Below are 15,575 nucleotides of genomic sequence, written 5' to 3'. Positions count from 1 at the left end.
CCATGGCGGATGCGCCTCAACCGACCTTCGGACGCCCGGTTCCCCGCATCGAGGACGATGCGCTGCTGCGCGGGCGCGCCCGGTTCGTCGACGACCTGCATTTCGCCGACATGCTGGAAGCCGCCTTCCTGCGCTCGCCGCATGCCCACGCCGCCATTGGCGGCATCGACACCAGCGCGGCCGCCGCGCTGCCGGGCGTCGTCGCGGTGCTGACCATGGACGATCTGCGCCCGCTTCTCACCCATGATCGGCTGGTGGTTGCCATGCCGAGCCCGAACTACCGCTTCGACGTCCATCGCCCGGTGCTGGCGCGCGACGAGGTGGTGCATGTCGGCGAGCCGATCGCGGTGGTCATCGCGACCTCGCGCTATGTCGCGGAAGATGCGCTGGCGCTGATCGAGGTCGATTATGACCCCCTCCCCGTCATTGCCGACTGCCGGCAGGCGCTTGACCCCGACGCGCCACGCGTCCACGCCGCGATCCCGCACAATCTGGTCGCGGCGTTCGACACCTCCTACGGCGATACCGAGCGCGCCTTCACCGAGGCTGCCCATGTGGTGGATGGGCAGTTCTGGCTGCATCGCGGCGGCTCGCATTCCATGGAATGCCGCGGTGTCGTTGCCCGGCACGACGCGCTGGAGGATCGCCTCACGGTCTGGAGTTCCACCCAGACCCCGAACGTGGCGCAGCGCCTGCTGTGCGATCTGCTGGCTCGCGATTCCAACAGCATCCGCGTGGTGGCGCCGGATGTCGGCGGCGGCTTCGGGCCGAAGCTGGTGTTCTATCCCGAGGAGGTCGTGGTCGCGGCGGCCGCCTTGCGGCTTGGCCGTCCGGTGAAATGGATCGAGGACCGCCGGGAACACTTCGTCTCGACCACGCAGGAGCGCGACCAGTATTGGGACATGGCGATGGCGCTCGATGCCGAGGGCAACATCCTCGGCATCAGGGGTTCCCTGCTGCACGACCACGGCGCCTACACCGCGCGCGGCCTGAACGTCGCCCAGGCCTCCGCCATCACCGTGCCGCTGCCCTACAATGTGCCGGCCTATGCGCTCGACACCAAGCTGGTACTGACCAACAAGGTGCCGGTGACGCCGATCCGCGGCGCCGGGCAGCCGCAGGCGACCTTCGTGATGGAGCGCCTGCTCGACCTCGCGGCGCGCAAGATCGGCCTCGATCGGGCCGAGATCCGTCGGCGCAATCTGGTGCGCGCCGACCAGATGCCGTGCCAGAAGCCGATGAAACTGCGCGGCGGCACCTTCGTGGTGCTCGACAGCGGCAATTATCCGGAAGCCCAGCGCATGGTGCTGGAGCGCGCCGGCTGGGAAGGCTTCCGCGCACGCCAGCTCGAAGCCCGCGCCGACGGCCGGCGCATCGGCATCGGCCTTGCCAATTATGTCGAAGGTACCGGGCGCGGCCCGTTCGAGCCGGTGCGCGTGCGCATCGCCGGCAATGGGCGCATCCTTGTGGCGTCCAGCGCCACCGCGATGGGACAGGGTACCAAGACCATGCTGGCGCAGGTCGTCGCCGAACAGCTGGGCGGGTCGATGGACAATGTCCAGGTCACGGCCGGCGACACCGCGGCGATGAATCTGGGCTTCGGCGGCTTCAACAGCCGGCAGGCGGTGATGGCCGGCTCCTCCGCCCATGCCGCCGCGGTGAAGGTGCGCGAGAAGGCGATCAAGGCGGCGAGCTACCTGCTGGAATGCGCGCCGGACGATCTCGACATCGTCGGCACCGAAATCCGCGTGAAGGGCACCGACCGCAAGATCGGCCTCGGCGATGTCGCCCGCACGCTGGAGGGCATTGCCGGCTTCAAATTGCCGGGCGACCTCGACCCCGGCCTGGAGGCGACCGAGCAGGTCATCGTCCACGACATGGCATTCTCCAGCGGCAGCGCGGTCGCCGAGGTCGAGGTCGACATCGAGACCGGGCAGGTGCACGTCACGAACTTCCTGCTGGCCCACGATTGCGGAACGATGATCAATCCGATGCTGGTCGACGGCCAGGTCATTGGCGGCATCGCCCACGGCATCAGCAACGCGTTGTTCGAATGGATGGGCTTTGACGAGAACGCCCAGCCGCTGACCAATAATTACGGCGAGTATCTGCTCGTCACCGCCACCGAGATGCCGCCGATCGAGCTCATGCATCGGCAGTCGCCCTCGCCGCTGAACCAGCTCGGCGTCAAGGGGGTCGGCGAGTCCGGGGTGATCCCGACGCCGGCGGTGATCATCTCGGCGATCGAGAACGCGCTGGAGGAGTTCGATGTGCGGGTGGCGCAGGCGCCGGTCTCGCCCATGGACCTGCTGGCGCTGATCGACGCCGGCCGGCAGAGGGACCGAGGACAATGACCGCAAGCCTTTCCGACATCCGCCGCGACCTAGCGCTCGCCAACCGGCTGCTGTCGAACGAGGGGGTGCTCGACGCCTTCGGTCATGTCAGCGCGCGGCATCCGGAGAACCCGGAGCGCTTCCTGATATCGGTGTCGCTGGCGCCGATCCTGGTGAGCGAGGACGACATTGTCGAATGCACGCTCGACGGCAGGCCGGTCGAGCCGACCGAGCGGCGGCTCTATTCCGAGGGCGTGATCCATAGCGAGATCTATCGCGCGCGGCCGGAGGTGCAGGCGGTCTGTCATCATCACGCGCCGAAGATCATGCCGTTCTGCATCTCCGGCGAGCCTTTGGTGCCAGTGAGCCAGCTCGGCGCGGTGATCGGCACCGAGGCGCCGTTCTGGGACAGCCAGGACGAGTTCGGCGATACCAACCTCCTGCTGACCAGGCCAGAGGAAGGCGCTTCGCTCGCCCGCGCGCTCGGCCCGCACTGGATCGTGCTGATGCGCCGGCACGGCGCCACCGTGGTGGCGCGTGGCGTGCGTGAGCTGTTCTTCCGCACCGTGCACTCGGCGGCGAATGCCGGCTTCCAGATGGAGGCCAAGCTGCTCGGCCATGTCGATGCGCTCACCCCCGGCGAGATCGAACGCGCCTCGCAGCTCCGGCCCGATCCGATCGAGCGGCATTGGTCCTATGGGCTGGCGCGGCTGCCGTGATGACTGCGAAAACTGAAGGCCGGCAAGGATTTACGCGCGCCTGCGGCTTGACTTTTTCACTAGAAATTGTCCAAATACCAAAATCGGTACAAAATCCATAATCCGACTTATTTTGTTACACACCTACCCGGGCAGACCAAGGCAAGGATCGCGATGAAGCCAGCTCCTTTCATCTATCACCGGCCCAAGACGGTGGAGGACGCGGTCGCGCTGCTCGCCGAGGTGGCGCCGCTCGATGGACGTATCCTCGCCGGTGGCCAGAGCCTCATCCCGATGATGGCGCTGCGCCTCGCCTACCCTGCCCACCTCGTCGACATCAACGGCGTCGCCGGCATCGATCGCATCGTGGTGGAGGACGGTGAACTGGTGATCGGTGCGCTGGCGCGCCATGCGCGGTTCGAGAAGCCGGTCGAGCCCGGCCCGACCGGCCAACTGCTGGCTCAGGTCTGCCACAACATCGCGCATTTCCCGATCCGCTCGCGAGGCACCTTCTGCGGCAGCCTCGCCAATGCCGACCCGGCCTCCGAATGGTGCCTGGTCGCGGCGACGCTGGGCGCCAAGCTGGTGGCACGGAGCGAGGCCGGCACCCGCATTCTCGCGCCGCGGGATTTCTTCCAGGGCATCATGACCACCGGCCTCGCGCCGGAGGAAATGCTGGTCGAGGTGCGGCTGCCCATGTTGCCGTCCGACGCGAAATTCGGCTTCTACGAATTCAGCCGCCGCGCCGGTGATTTTGCACTGGCCTCCAGCCTCACCGCCTTTCGCGTCGAGAACGGCGTCATCGCCGCGCCGCTGGTCGGTGTCGGCGGCGCCGAAGCGCATCCGCGGCGCATCCCGGAGGCCGAGCACGCTCTTCTCGGACAGCAGGCAACAATGGCTACCTTCGAACGGGCGGCGCAGGCGGCCGCGATCGCCATCGACCCGCTGGAAGATGCCGCGACCAATGCCGGCTATCGCCGCGACCTGGTCCGCACCGTGGTGCGGCGCGCGCTCGAACTCGCCATCTCGCAATCGGAGCGGCCGCAATGAGCGACAAGGTCGATATCACGTTGACCATCAACGGCGCCCCGCACGCCATCAGTGTCGCGCCGCGCAAGACCCTGGTCGACGCCATCCGCGACGATTGCGGCCGGACCGGCACCCACATTGGCTGCGAGCACGGCGTGTGCGGCGCCTGCACCGTCATCATCGACGGTGAGACCGTGCGATCCTGCCTTATGTTCGCGGTGCAGGCCGATGGCTGCGAGATCCGCACCGTCGAGGGCCTCGCCACCAGCGACAAACTCCACCCGCTGCAGGCCTCGTTCATCAAGCATCACGCGCTGCAATGCGGCTTCTGCACGCCCGGCTTCCTGATGCTCGCCGCCGGCGCCATCGAGCGCAATCCGGACATGAGCGACGACGAACTGATCGAGGTGCTGTCGTCCAATCTCTGCCGCTGCACCGGTTACGAGAACATCGTGAAGGCGGTGCGCGCCGCGATGCTCGAGATGCAGGCCGCCTGAAGCCCACTTGGGCCACCGCGTTTGCGGCGAGCGTCCTTCAAGGCCCGGAGACGAGGTCTGGCACCTCAGACGCTGACTGGAAAGCGCCATTTCCATCGTCATGGCCGGGCTTGTCCCGGCCATCTCGGCCTCCGATGCACTGTCCGGAATCGAGATCCCCGGCACGAAGCCGGGGATGACGGACGATATTGGGACTTCGGGTCAGACTCTCGCCAATACGACGTCACCCGGAGACGGCCTGGCGGCCGTTCGGGGTGACGGAGCAGCCCCCCGCTCAGAACCAGGCCGGCAGATACTGCGCGAACTTGGCGCGCACGCGCTCGTCGAGCTCGGGGCTGGAGCGCACCACCTGCGGCCAGTCCTTGATGCGGTTCCACGGCTTGCAGGCGACGATGACCATCCGCGAATTCATGTTGCGGGTCTCGTCCGGATAGGCGCGCGGATCGAGCGTCGTGCTCCAGCAGCCCTTGAGGATATCGACATCGTCGCGCGGATCGCAGCGCGTGCAGATCGCCCACACCACCTGGTCCATGTCGGCCGGGTTGATGTCCTCGTCGACCACCACGACCACGCGGTTGGCATAGGCGCCGGCGTGGCACTGCGAGGCGATGAGGCCGGCCTGCTTGGCGTGGCCGGCATACATCTGCTTGATCGACACGGTGAGCCACATGCGGCTGCCGCCGGCCTCGTGCGACCACACGCCCTTCACCTCCGGCACGCCGGCGGCTTCCATCTCGTGCCACACCGCGCCGGCGCGGTAGGTGCCGCGATAGAAGGTGTCGTCGTTCGGCGGGACGGCGGGGATGCAGCCGGTAAGGATCGGGTCGTTGCGGTGCATCAGGCTGGCGACGCGGATCGCCGGCTCCTTCTTCATGCCGCCGGCATAGTAGCCGGTCCATTCGCCGAGCGGACCCTCGTCGACGCGGTCGCCGTCATGGATGAAGCCCTCATAGGCGATCTCGGCCTCCGCCGGAATCGGCAGGCCGGTCTTGGGGCCGCGAATGACGCGGATCGGCTGGCCCATCAGGCCGCCGGCGACGTCATACTCGTTCTTGCCATAGGGGATTTCGAGCCCGGCGACCGAGAACATGCCGGGATGCACGCCGACCACGACGGCGATCGGGCACGGCTCGCCGCGCTCATGGTAGCGGCGCATGATGATGTCGCCATGCTTGCCCTTGGAGGCCATGACGGTGGCGAGCGCCTTGTCGTGGACCTGGCCGCGATAGGCGCCGTAATTGATCCAGCCGCTGTCGGGATCCTTCATGATCACCATGCAGCCGGTGCCGATGTAGTAACCTCCGTCGCCCTCGTGCCAGCGCGGGGTCGGGATCTTCAACAGGTCGATGTCATCGCCGAACGCGACATTCTCGAGGATCGGTCCGCTCTCGACCTCGACCGGCGGGATGAGCGGCGTGTTCTTGAAGCGGTCGCGCCAGAAGCGCACCAGTTCGATTTCCGTGGTGTCCTCGGGCAGCCCGAGCGTCAGCGCGATGCGCTTGACCGAGACGAAGAGGTTGGCGAGCACGCGGAAGCCGGGCTGGTAGCCGGGCACGTCGTCGAACAGCAAGGCCGGGCCACCGATCTTGCGCTGGTAGATATCGACGATGCCGCCGATCTCTTCTTCACGATCGGCGCCGCTGACCCGCAGCAATTCGCCGGCGGCCTCCATCGCCTCGATCCACGACCGCACATCCTGGGCGTCACGGGCTTCCGGGGTGCTCGCCTGCAGCATTCGTCTTCCTCCACGTCGCGCGTCGGCGGGCGCGAAATCACTCGGCCGCCTGACGGTTTGTACTAAAATTGGAACACACAACGGCAAGGCGCGTCAATCTGAAATTATGTCCAAAAATGAGATGAACGAGTAAATATCGATCGCGGAGTATTCCGTTCCCGCAAAGTCCGTCTCATTCCGCGGCGGCGCTGCGTCAACGCGACGGCGCCCAGGTTTTGTGGCCGTCGGCGCCATCATTCGCGGCACCCCGCTGGCTGTATCGTACAAAAAGATGGCGTTTGCCGCCCATTGAGGCACGAATGCGCAGTTTGTAACATTTTTCGTACATTGTATTGACGACGAACAGCCTCGGGACCAAGCTGGACGTCGGGGAAAGCAGGCGCGAACAGGCCGGAACAGGCCGCGTGCCTCCCGTGGCCGGCGTCCGGCAGTCCGGGCGTCCAAACCTCCAGACTGGGAACGAACGATGCTGACACACACCACGGCCGCGGCGCTTGCCGCCTTGCTCGCCCTGACGAGCCTACCTGCTACTGCGCAGGAACCGACTTTTGCCGGCAAGGAGATCGCCGTCGTCATCGGCTATGGCGTCGGCGGCGGCTATGATGCCTATGCCCGCCTGCTGGCCGGCCACATGGGCAAGTATCTGCCCGGCAACCCCACCTTGCCGCCGCAGAACATGCCGGGCGCCGGCAGCCTGAAAGCCGCGAACTATCTCTACAACGTCGCACCGAAGGACGGCACGACCATCGCCACCTTCGCCCAGCAGATCGCGGTGGCGCCGCTGCTCGGCGACGCCCAGTTCGATTCACGCAAGTTCAGCTGGATCGGCAGCATCGCCAGCGAAGTCAGCATCTGCGTCACCTCGGCCAAGTCCGAGATCAAGTCGTGGGACGACATGCTGACCAAGCCGCACGTCTTCGGCGGCGAAGGCCGGGGCTCGGATCTCGACACTTTGACCATCGCCATACAGACCGTATTCGGCACCAAGACCAAGATCGTCACCGGTTATCCCGGCACCAGCGAACTGATGCTCGCGGTCGAGCGCGGCGAGATCGATGGCGTCTGCGGCATGTCCTATTCGTCGCTGAAGAGCCGCTTCCGGTCGCTGCTCGACGACAAGAAGGTGCGCATCGTCCTGCAGGCCGGCGTCGCCAGCGCGCCCGATCTCGATGTGCCGAACCTGCTCTCCCTCGCCAAGACCGAGGAGCAGAAGCAGCTCATGGGCTTCATCATCGCGCCGAACGTGATGGGCCGTCCCTTCGCGGCGCCTCCCGGCACCCCGGCCGATCGCCTGGCCCTGCTGCGCAAGGCATTCGACGCCACCGTCGCCGACCCCACCTTCAGGGAAGAGGCCGCCCGGCTGAAGCTCGAAGTCACGCCGATCACCGGCCAGCAGATCGAGGCGACCATCGACCAGCTTTATGCGACGCCGAAGCCGCTGGTGCAGAAGGTCGCGGAGATTTCCGGCGCGGACAAGTAACGCAGACAAGTAGTCGGCTGGTCGTTGACGGACCAAAAGAAAATCGGGGGGCGAGGTCATATGGCCTCGCCCCCCGATTTTTTGCATTCGCTTTGTTCGGGCAGCCTTATTCGGCAATCACCTTGCGCGCCTGGGCGATGTCTTCCTTCGGCGTCGCATAGATGTCCTTGATCAGCTTCTCGACCTCGACGCCGCTGACCGGATCGATCTCGATGCCGGCCACCTTGGCATCGGCGAGGAAGGCCGGATCCTTCATCGTCTCGTCGAACGCCTTGCGCAGCGCCGCGAGACGGTCGGCCGGAATGCCGGGCGGGGCGGCGTAGGGCCGGCCGATCACCTGGCGGGCGAGCACCAGCTTCAGGATTTCACGCTGCTCCTCGGTGGTGGTCACCCCCATCACGTTCGCACGTTCGGCAGGTCTCTCGATCTGAAGCAGCGAGAGCTGCAGGATGACGTTGATCTTGCCGTCCTTGAGCTCCTGGCCCTTGGTCTGCTTCAGTACGTTCCACGACCAGCCGCAGCGCCCGTCGACCTCGCCACGCTCGATCGCCATCGTCATCTCGTTGGTGCCGGGATAGCCGGTGACGAGACGCATCTTCAGGTCGAACAGGTTCTTCAGCATCACCGCGAAGATGTCCGGATCCGAGCCCGAGCCTTCGCCGGCTACGGTGAAGTTGATGTTCTTGGCGTGGTCCCAGGTCTTCACCTTCGAATCGGCGCCAGTGACGCAGACGCTGGCCTCGTCCGAGATGCTGCCGAGCCAGGAGAAGGTGGAAGCGTCGAACTGGGTGCTGCTGTTGCCGATCAGCGGTTCCATCGGCAGGCCGCGGGCGAAGGTGCCGATCACCGTGCCGTCCTTCGGCGCGACATTGTAGATGTAGTTGGCGGCCTTCAGGCTGCCGGCGCCGGGCATGTTCTCCGGCACCACCGTGGGATTGCCGGGAATGTGCTTGCCCATGTGCGCGGCGAGCACGCGGGTATAGGTGTCGTAGCCGCCGCCGACGCTGTAGCCGATGATCGCGCGGACGGTCTTGCCCTTGTAGAAGTCCTCGACCGGATCGGCCTTCACGCTGCTTGCGGCGATCGGGAGCAGAGCAAGCATCCCCAACGTGCCGGTTAACCAACTGCGCATGACATGTCCCCTTGCTGGATTGAGCCGGCAACTTCCTGTTGCTCGTGACGAAGGGCCACCCATCGGGGGGCGAGCCTTGCTGCGGCAATCCGACCGCACGGCTCCCGCCAAGTCAACCAAAAAACGTACAAATGTGAAAATTGAACATTATCTGGGCAAACGTCCCCGAAACGGCACCTTTGAAAGGCGATTGTCTGAAAATGGCACCGCCAAGGTTGGATTGATCGTGCTTTCAGCGCGATCCCGTCCCCGCCTTGCATTCTGAACGCCTGGATGTCGGTTTCCGCCCGCGGGTACCGATACGCCGGATCAAACTTCTTCCCGAAAACGGGAATTGTGTTGATTTTTGTACAGCCGCGGTCTTTGATCGTCTCGATGACGCGGGTGGGCGTGCTCCGCCCGCCGATCGCCCGCAGCCCGCACCGAATGCGCAGGACCGACATGAGCCACAATGACTATCCCTCGCCGCCGCCTGCCAGCGACCGGCGCGTTCTGGGTCATCCGGTGCCGCGGATCGAGGACCGGCCGCTCGTCACCGGGCGCGGCGCCTATGCCGGCGACATCTCCTTCCCGCATCAGCTGCACATGCGCATGGTGCGCTCCTCGCACGCCCACGGCCTGATCCGTTCGATCGACACCACTGCAGCCCGCGCCATGCCGGGCGTCGTCGCGATCTGGACCCAGGAGGACATCGCCGACCTGCCGCCGATCGACTTCCGCGACCCCTCCGCCACCGTATTGAAGCCCTACCGCCAATATGTGCTGGCGCGCGAGAAGGTGCGCTATGTCGGCGATCCCATCGCCGCGGTATTCGCCACCGATCCCTATCTCGCCGAAGACGCCGCAGAGAGCGTGTTCGCCGACATCGAGCCGCTGCCGGTGGTGATGGACCCGAGCGCGCCGCCGAGCGAGTTCTCGCCGGGCCAGGACACCGAGCCGACCGTGATCCGGCACAGCTTCGGCGACATCGACGCCGCGTTCGCCGCCGCCGACCACATTGTCGAGCTCGACCTCACCATCGGCCGCCACTCCGGCGTGCCGATGGAGACCCGCGGCGCCATAGGACGCTATGACTTCGCCCGCGACATCATGGAGTTGCACGGCGCCGCCAAGGTGCCGCACCGCAACCGCGACACGCTGGTGCGCATGCTCGGCCGCCCGCCGGATTCCATCCATGTGCACGAGGCCCATGTCGGCGGCGGCTTCGGCATTCGTGGCGAGCTTTATCCGGAGGACGTGCTGGTGCTGGTCGCCGCGCAGCGGCTCGGCCGCCCGGTGAAGTGGATCGAGGATCGTCGCGAGCATTTGATGGCGGCCAACCATTCGCGCAACCAGCGCCATCTGGTGCGGGCGGCGGTCAGCGCGGACGGAAAGCTGCTCGGCATCGACAACGAGTTCTTCCACGACCAGGGCGCCTATGTGCGCACCCACGGCGCCCGCGTGGTCGGGCGCACCATGAGCATGCTGACCGGCGCCTATCTAGTGCCGGCCTATCGCTCCGTCGGGCATTTCCGCCTGACCAACAAGACGCCGGCGGCGACCTACCGCGCGCCCGGCCGCTATGAGGGCACCTTCGTGCGCGAGCGGCTGATGGACGCCATCGCCGAGCGGCTCGGCATCGACCGGGTGGAACTGCGCCGCAAGAACCTCATCCCGTCGGAGCTCATGCCGTTCACGGTGACGTTCGACCAGCCGGGCGTCGAGGAACTCGCGCTCGATTCCGGCGACTATCCCCGCCTGTTCGAGCAAGGGCTCGCCGCCTTCGATTGGGAAGGGCGCAAGCTGGAGATCGAGCGCCGGCGCGCGGCGGGTGAGTGCGTCGGTCTCGGCGTCGGCGTGTTCGTCGAGGAAAGCGGGCGCGGGCCTTCCGACGGCGCCCGCATCACCGTCGACGTCGCCGGCAGCGTCGAGGTACTGACCGGCGGCGCCTCGGTGGGACAGGGTTTCGAGACCATCATGGCGCAGATCTGCGCCGAGGCGATCGGCGTGGATTACAGCCGCATCCGCGTCATCCACGGCCACACCGATCGCATAGCCCACGGCATCGGTGCCCACGCCGCCCGCGCTTCGGTGCTCACCGGCAATGCCGTGCACGTCGCTTCGATGAATTTGCGCAGGAAGGCGCTCTCGGTCGCCTCCGAATTGCTGCAGGTGCCGGCCGAGGAACTTGATCTGGTGGACGGCGCGGTGGTGCGCCGCGATGCGCCGGACAGCCCCGCCATCACGCTCGCCGAGATCGCCCGCAAGCTGATACCGGGCTCCGAATTGCTCGGCGATCGCGAGCCGCATCTGACGGCGGAGGGCTGGTTCAACACCGATCACACCGTCTTCCCCTATGGCGCGCATTTCGCGCAGGTCCGCGTCGATCGCGAGACCGGCCAGGCGACGGTGGAGCGCTTCCTGATCGCCTATGACGTCGGGCGCGCGATCAACCCGCTTACCGTGCGCGGCCAGCTGGTCGGCGCCTGCGTGCAGGGGCTCGGCGGCGCGCTGTTCGAGGAGTTCACCTATAGCGACAATGGCGACCCGCTGGCGCTCACCTTCGCCGACTATCTGATGCCCACCGTGCACGAGACGCCGCCGATCGATTGCCTGATCACCGAGGACGCGCCGAGCCCGCGCAACCCGCTGGGCATCAAGGGCGCCGGCGAAGGCGGCATCAATGCGGTAGGTGCGGTGATCGCCGGCGCCATCGACGACGCCATCGGCCTGCCGGGCGCAGTGACGCAGCTTCCGGTCACGCCGCAACGCCTGCACGCACTGCTGCGCGCAGCGCGGGAGAAGGCGCCGCTCGCGGCCGAATGATCCGCCTTGCACAGCCCACCTGGACCCGCGCCGGGGGCGGCGCGAGAGGAACCTCACATTGATCAACCGCTCTTCGCTGCTGTTCATGGGACTGGCGGCGGCCGCCGTCGCCCTTGGCTGGATGTTCGGCGGTACGGGGACAGTGATCGGTGCTGCCGGCGAAGCGTTCGACAGCACGCTCCAGGTGGCGCCGGAACTGGTGCTGGGTCTGCTCATCGCGGCGTTCAGCAGCGCGCTGATCTCGCGCGAGCGCATCGCCCGCTGGCTCGGCGCCGAGACCGGCTTCCGCGGCATCGCGCTCGCCAGCGCCATCGGCGCGCTGATGCCCGGCGGGCCGTTCGGCTCATTTCCGCTGGTGTTCGCGCTCTACAAGGCGGGCGCGGATATCGGCGCGGTCACCGCGTTCCTGGTCGCCTGGGCTACGGTCGGCGTCAACCGGCTGTTCGTCTGGGAAATCCCGTTCATGGGCGTGGAGTTCGGCATGCTGCGCTTCTTCAGCAGCCTGCCGCTGCCCTTGCTCGCCGGACTTGCGGCGCAGTTTCTGGCCCGCCGCCATGCCTTCTTCCGCATGCCGCGCGACGACGGCTGACGGAGGCGGGCACATGAATTACGGGATGATCGCGATGGCGCTGATCGCCGCCGGCATGGGCGTGGCGGTGCTGCTGCGCACGCCCGAGCGACTGAAGCCTGCCTTCTCCCAGACCCTCGCGCAGGGCGGCAACATGGTACTGCGCATCCCGCTGGCGCTGTTCGTCGCTGCGGTTATCGGCCGGCTGGTGCCGACCCACGCCATCGGCCCGGCGATCGGCGAGGATAGCGGCTGGCGCGGCATACTGCTGGCGACCGTGTTCGGCGCCTTCGTGCCGGGCGGGCCGACCGTGACCTTCCCGCTGGCGCTCACGGTCTGGCAGATGGGCGCCGGCCGCCCGCAGATCGTCGCCTTCCTCGCCTCCTGGTCGATCTTCGCGGTGCATCGGGTGCTCTCCTACGAGCTGCCGATGATGGGCTCGCGCTTCGTCATGATCCGGCTCGCCGCCTCCTGGTACCTGCCCCCGCTCGCCGGCGCGCTGGCAAGGTTGCTGATCGAGCTGATGCCGGCTTAGGCTCGCCGTTCTCCGCCCGCCCCACGGCAAGTCCGGCGGGGTGGCAACCGCGAGGACAGGCATGGACGCGGAAGACGCCGTTCGCAGGCATGGCAGCACCGCATCGCGGCGCCCGGTGCTGGAGCAGATCGTCACCGATGCGGACGAGAGCTTCCTGTGGCGCTGCGACGATTATCCGTGGGAGCGCAATGTCTGGAACATCCATCCGGAGTACGAGATCCATCTCATCCGGAACGCCTCCGGCATCGCGCTGGTCGGCGACCATATCGAGCCGTTCGAGCCGGGTTATCTCGCCATCGTCGGCAGCGGGCTGCCGCATGATTGGGTGACTGCGACAGCGCCGGGCGAGATCATTCGCGGCCGCGATATCGTCCTGCAATTCGATCGCGACCGCCTGCGCGGAGCGGGGGGTCTGTTCCCGGAAGTCGCCAGGCTAGAGCCGTTCCTCGACCTCGCGCTGCGTGGGCTCGCCTTTCACGGCGAGACCTGCCGGCTCGGCGCCGAGCAGCTTGAGGCGATGCGCGACGTCACCGGCCTGGAACGCCTTGCGCTGTTCTTTCGCCTGCTGGGGATGATGGCGGCACGCGGCGAATACAAGGTGCTGTCGTCGACCAATTTCATGCCCGACACCGACGATGCCTCGCAGAGTTCGATCAATGTCGCGCTCACCTATATTCGCGAGAACTTCACGCGGGACGTGTGCCTGACCGACCTTTCCGATCTGCTCGGCATGAGCGAATGGGCGTTCTCGCGCTTCTTCAAGAAGAACAGCGGCAGCAGCTTCACCGATTATCTCAGGACGCTGCGCATCGCCTATGCCTGCAAGCTGCTCGCCGACACGGCAATGCCGATCACCGATATCTGTTTCGAGATCGGCTATGCCAACGTGTCGAACTTCAACCGCAACTTCCTCAGCCAGCGTGGCTCCACGCCCTCCGCCTATCGGCGCATGTCGAAGCAGCGGTTGACCCGCAGTAAAGCGACAGCGGTGCTGACCGATACTGTCGTGCAGCTTGATACCGCCTAGAGCGCCTCTGCTGCAGTGCACACTGCATGAAAGTACAGATTGATCGCGTCACGACGGCTAGACAGGTGCCGCCGCGCAAGAGATTCTGACGCGGTCAGCCGATCTTCCGGATCGCGCCACCACAGTCAAAAACCTCCGGAATCGCGGTGCGTTTCCGGTTCGCCGCGCTCTCGCGGCCCACATCAAAGCAAGCAAGCCGGCACTTAGATCGGCATTGGGAGGAAAGACATGCGTAGTTTTCTGCGAGCCGTCAGTGCTGCCGCGATGATGGTCGCGGCGTCCATCGCCATATTGCCCGAGGCACGGGCCGAGACGTGGGACATCGCCAAGGCGGCGGCGCCCTATAAGGGGACGCAACTCAACGTCATCTTCCTCGATCGGCCGGGCTATCGCGCCATCATCAAGCTGCTGCCGGAGTTCGAGAAGGCCACCGGCATCAAGGTCAATTACGAGATCGTGCCTTATGAGAACACCCGCGAGAAGGAAGTCCTGAACTTCAACGGCCAGGGCGACCTGTCGATCGCGCTGGTCGATCTCGTCTGGATCGGCGAGTTCGCCGAGAATGGCTGGATCCTGCCGATCAGCAAATTCTCCGGCGACGCCGCGATCACCGACCCGAACCTGAACCTCAAGAGCTTCTTCCCGCTGCTGCTCGACGCCTTCGGCAGCTGGGGCGGCACGGTCTATGGCCTGCCCTTCGACAATTATTCCGGCCTGCTGTTCTACAATCAGTGCATGCTGAAGGATGCCGGCTTCGACAAGCCACCGGCGACCTGGGACGAACTCCTCACCGTCTATGCGCCGAAGCTGACCAACAAGGACAAGAAGCAATATGCCTTCGCGCTGCAGTCGCTGCGCGGCGAGACGCAGTCGGCGGACAGCTTCATGCGCAGCCTGTGGCCGCATGGCGGCTCGCTGCTCGACAAGGACTTCAAGTCCAACCTCCTCAGCAAGGACAGCCAGGACGGGCTCAATTTCCGCCAGAAGCTGATGGCCTACATGCCGCCCGGTATCGTCAGCTGGGATCATGCCGAGGCAGTCAATGCGCTGGCGCAGGGCCAGGTGGCGATGATCACCGAGTGGTCGGCCTTCTATCCCACGCTGACCGACCCCAAGACCTCCAAGCTCGGCGACTGCCTTGCCGTCGCGCCGGAGCCCGCGGGCAAGGCCGGCCGCCTGCCGGCGCTCGGCGGCTTCTCGCTCGCCGTCTCGGCGCAGGCTCCCGAGAAGGAGCAGAAGGCCGCCTGGATCTTCATCCAGTGGGCGACGTCCGAGGCCATCGCCCGCGCCTATGTCGATGCCGGCGGCGTCTCCGGCCGCATGGCGGTCTATGAGGATCCGCAGGTGAAGGCGACCTACAAGTTCGTCGAGCCGATGGTCGCCTCCTGGCAGAAGGGCGTGCCGGAGTATCGCCCGCGCTTCCCGGCGTGGCCGGCCATCTCCGAGATCGTCGCCGAGTTCGGCTCCAAGATGATGCTCGGCGAAGTGACCGTCGAAGGCGGCGCCAAGGAGATCGGCACCCGCATGGAGTCGGTGCTGAAGAAGGAAGGCTATTACGACGGCAAGAAGAAGCTGCTGCAGTAGGCGCTTGCCTTGCCGCGGCCCGGCCCTCCGCCTCCCTAAGGGTCGGGCCAGCCCTACTTCCGGCCACGTCATCCTGAGGTGCGAGCGTAGCGAGCCTCGAAGGATGTTGAAGCAGGAGGCGTTCATCGGGGGCGGGCATCCTTGAGGCCGCT

Annotated in this window: 12 protein-coding genes; 10 read left to right on the top strand and 2 right to left on the bottom strand. The window is 66.2% G+C overall.

The window, feature by feature from the left end:
• Positions 1-2: 2 nt before the first annotated feature.
• The 4 genes from G3545_RS21615 to G3545_RS21600 all read left to right on the top strand — a co-directional run bounded on the left by G3545_RS21615 (position 3) and on the right by G3545_RS21600 (position 4,557).
• Positions 3-2,354: a xanthine dehydrogenase family protein molybdopterin-binding subunit gene (locus tag G3545_RS21615; protein WP_170015547.1), complete on the top strand. Its 2,352-nt coding sequence runs from the start codon at positions 3-5 to the stop codon at positions 2,352-2,354.
• A complete protein-coding gene (locus G3545_RS21610; protein ID WP_170015545.1) occupies positions 2,351-3,052 on the top strand; it encodes a class II aldolase/adducin family protein in 702 nt (233 codons plus the stop codon). Before G3545_RS21615 ends, G3545_RS21610 begins: the two co-directional genes overlap by 4 nt.
• Before the next feature lie 153 nt (positions 3,053-3,205).
• Positions 3,206-4,081, top strand: coding sequence for an FAD binding domain-containing protein (locus tag G3545_RS21605; RefSeq protein ID WP_170015543.1), 876 nt, complete (start codon positions 3,206-3,208; stop codon positions 4,079-4,081).
• On the top strand, positions 4,078-4,557 hold the full coding sequence (locus tag G3545_RS21600) for a (2Fe-2S)-binding protein (protein WP_170015541.1): 480 nt from the start codon (positions 4,078-4,080) through the stop codon (positions 4,555-4,557). The genes G3545_RS21605 and G3545_RS21600 overlap by 4 nt, the downstream gene beginning before the upstream one ends.
• A gap of 274 nt (positions 4,558-4,831) precedes the next feature.
• On the opposite strand, the gene G3545_RS21595 is transcribed toward G3545_RS21600, so the two are convergent.
• A complete protein-coding gene (locus G3545_RS21595; RefSeq protein WP_170015539.1) occupies positions 4,832-6,292 on the bottom strand; it encodes a UbiD family decarboxylase in 1,461 nt (486 codons plus the stop codon).
• Between the two features lie 466 nt (positions 6,293-6,758).
• On the opposite strand from G3545_RS21595, the gene G3545_RS21590 reads away from it, so the two are divergent.
• Complete coding sequence (locus tag G3545_RS21590; RefSeq protein ID WP_170015537.1) at positions 6,759-7,772, top strand: tripartite tricarboxylate transporter substrate-binding protein; 1,014 nt, start codon at positions 6,759-6,761, stop codon at positions 7,770-7,772.
• A gap of 106 nt (positions 7,773-7,878) precedes the next feature.
• Here G3545_RS21590 and G3545_RS21585 read toward each other — a convergent pair whose 3' ends face one another.
• On the bottom strand, positions 7,879-8,904 hold the full coding sequence (locus G3545_RS21585) for a tripartite tricarboxylate transporter substrate-binding protein (protein ID WP_170015535.1): 1,026 nt from the start codon (positions 8,902-8,904) through the stop codon (positions 7,879-7,881).
• A 441-nt stretch (positions 8,905-9,345) separates the two neighbouring features.
• Between G3545_RS21585 and G3545_RS21580 the strand changes: the two genes are divergently transcribed.
• The 5 genes from G3545_RS21580 (at position 9,346) to G3545_RS21560 (ending at position 15,423) form a co-directional block, all read left to right on the top strand.
• Entirely contained in the window at positions 9,346-11,709 is a 2,364-nt protein-coding gene (locus tag G3545_RS21580; protein ID WP_170015533.1) for a xanthine dehydrogenase family protein molybdopterin-binding subunit, read from the top strand.
• A gap of 58 nt (positions 11,710-11,767) precedes the next feature.
• Complete coding sequence (locus tag G3545_RS21575) at positions 11,768-12,298, top strand: permease (RefSeq protein ID WP_246702519.1); 531 nt, start codon at positions 11,768-11,770, stop codon at positions 12,296-12,298.
• Positions 12,299-12,311: 13 nt separating this feature from the next.
• Positions 12,312-12,812 carry a hypothetical protein gene (locus G3545_RS21570; RefSeq protein ID WP_170015531.1) on the top strand — a complete coding sequence of 167 codons (501 nt, stop codon included), beginning with the start codon at positions 12,312-12,314 and terminating at the stop codon, positions 12,810-12,812.
• 61 nt (positions 12,813-12,873) lie between these two features.
• Positions 12,874-13,839 (top strand): AraC family transcriptional regulator, encoded by a 966-nt coding sequence (locus tag G3545_RS21565; protein ID WP_170015529.1) that lies wholly within the window; start codon positions 12,874-12,876, stop codon positions 13,837-13,839.
• A 228-nt stretch (positions 13,840-14,067) separates the two neighbouring features.
• The gene (locus G3545_RS21560; protein ID WP_170015527.1) at positions 14,068-15,423 is read left to right on the top strand and encodes a sugar ABC transporter substrate-binding protein; all 1,356 of its coding nucleotides are present in this window, start codon (positions 14,068-14,070) and stop codon (positions 15,421-15,423) included.
• The last annotated feature ends 152 nt before the right edge of the window (positions 15,424-15,575 follow it).

The organism is Starkeya sp. ORNL1 (assembly GCF_012971745.1).
Lineage (GTDB): Bacteria > Pseudomonadota > Alphaproteobacteria > Rhizobiales > Xanthobacteraceae > Ancylobacter.
This window is presented reverse-complemented; position numbering and strand designations above follow the sequence as displayed.

Excerpts from the sequence above, each read along its gene's own strand:
- G3545_RS21605 (WP_170015543.1), top strand. The coding sequence starts at position 3,206 with ATGAAGCCAGCTCCTTTCATCTATCACCGGCCCAAGACGGTGGAGGAC.
- G3545_RS21560 (WP_170015527.1), top strand. The coding sequence starts at position 14,068 with ATGCGTAGTTTTCTGCGAGCCGTCAGTGCTGCCGCGATGATGGTCGCG.
- G3545_RS21615 (WP_170015547.1), top strand. The coding sequence starts at position 3 with ATGGCGGATGCGCCTCAACCGACCTTCGGACGCCCGGTTCCCCGCATC.
- G3545_RS21600 (WP_170015541.1), top strand. The coding sequence starts at position 4,078 with ATGAGCGACAAGGTCGATATCACGTTGACCATCAACGGCGCCCCGCAC.
- G3545_RS21580 (WP_170015533.1), top strand. The coding sequence starts at position 9,346 with ATGAGCCACAATGACTATCCCTCGCCGCCGCCTGCCAGCGACCGGCGC.
- G3545_RS21610 (WP_170015545.1), top strand. The coding sequence starts at position 2,351 with ATGACCGCAAGCCTTTCCGACATCCGCCGCGACCTAGCGCTCGCCAAC.
- G3545_RS21590 (WP_170015537.1), top strand. The coding sequence starts at position 6,759 with ATGCTGACACACACCACGGCCGCGGCGCTTGCCGCCTTGCTCGCCCTG.
- G3545_RS21595 (WP_170015539.1), bottom strand. The coding sequence starts at position 6,292 with ATGCTGCAGGCGAGCACCCCGGAAGCCCGTGACGCCCAGGATGTGCGG.
- G3545_RS21570 (WP_170015531.1), top strand. The coding sequence starts at position 12,312 with ATGAATTACGGGATGATCGCGATGGCGCTGATCGCCGCCGGCATGGGC.
- G3545_RS21565 (WP_170015529.1), top strand. The coding sequence starts at position 12,874 with ATGGACGCGGAAGACGCCGTTCGCAGGCATGGCAGCACCGCATCGCGG.
- G3545_RS21585 (WP_170015535.1), bottom strand. The coding sequence starts at position 8,904 with ATGCGCAGTTGGTTAACCGGCACGTTGGGGATGCTTGCTCTGCTCCCG.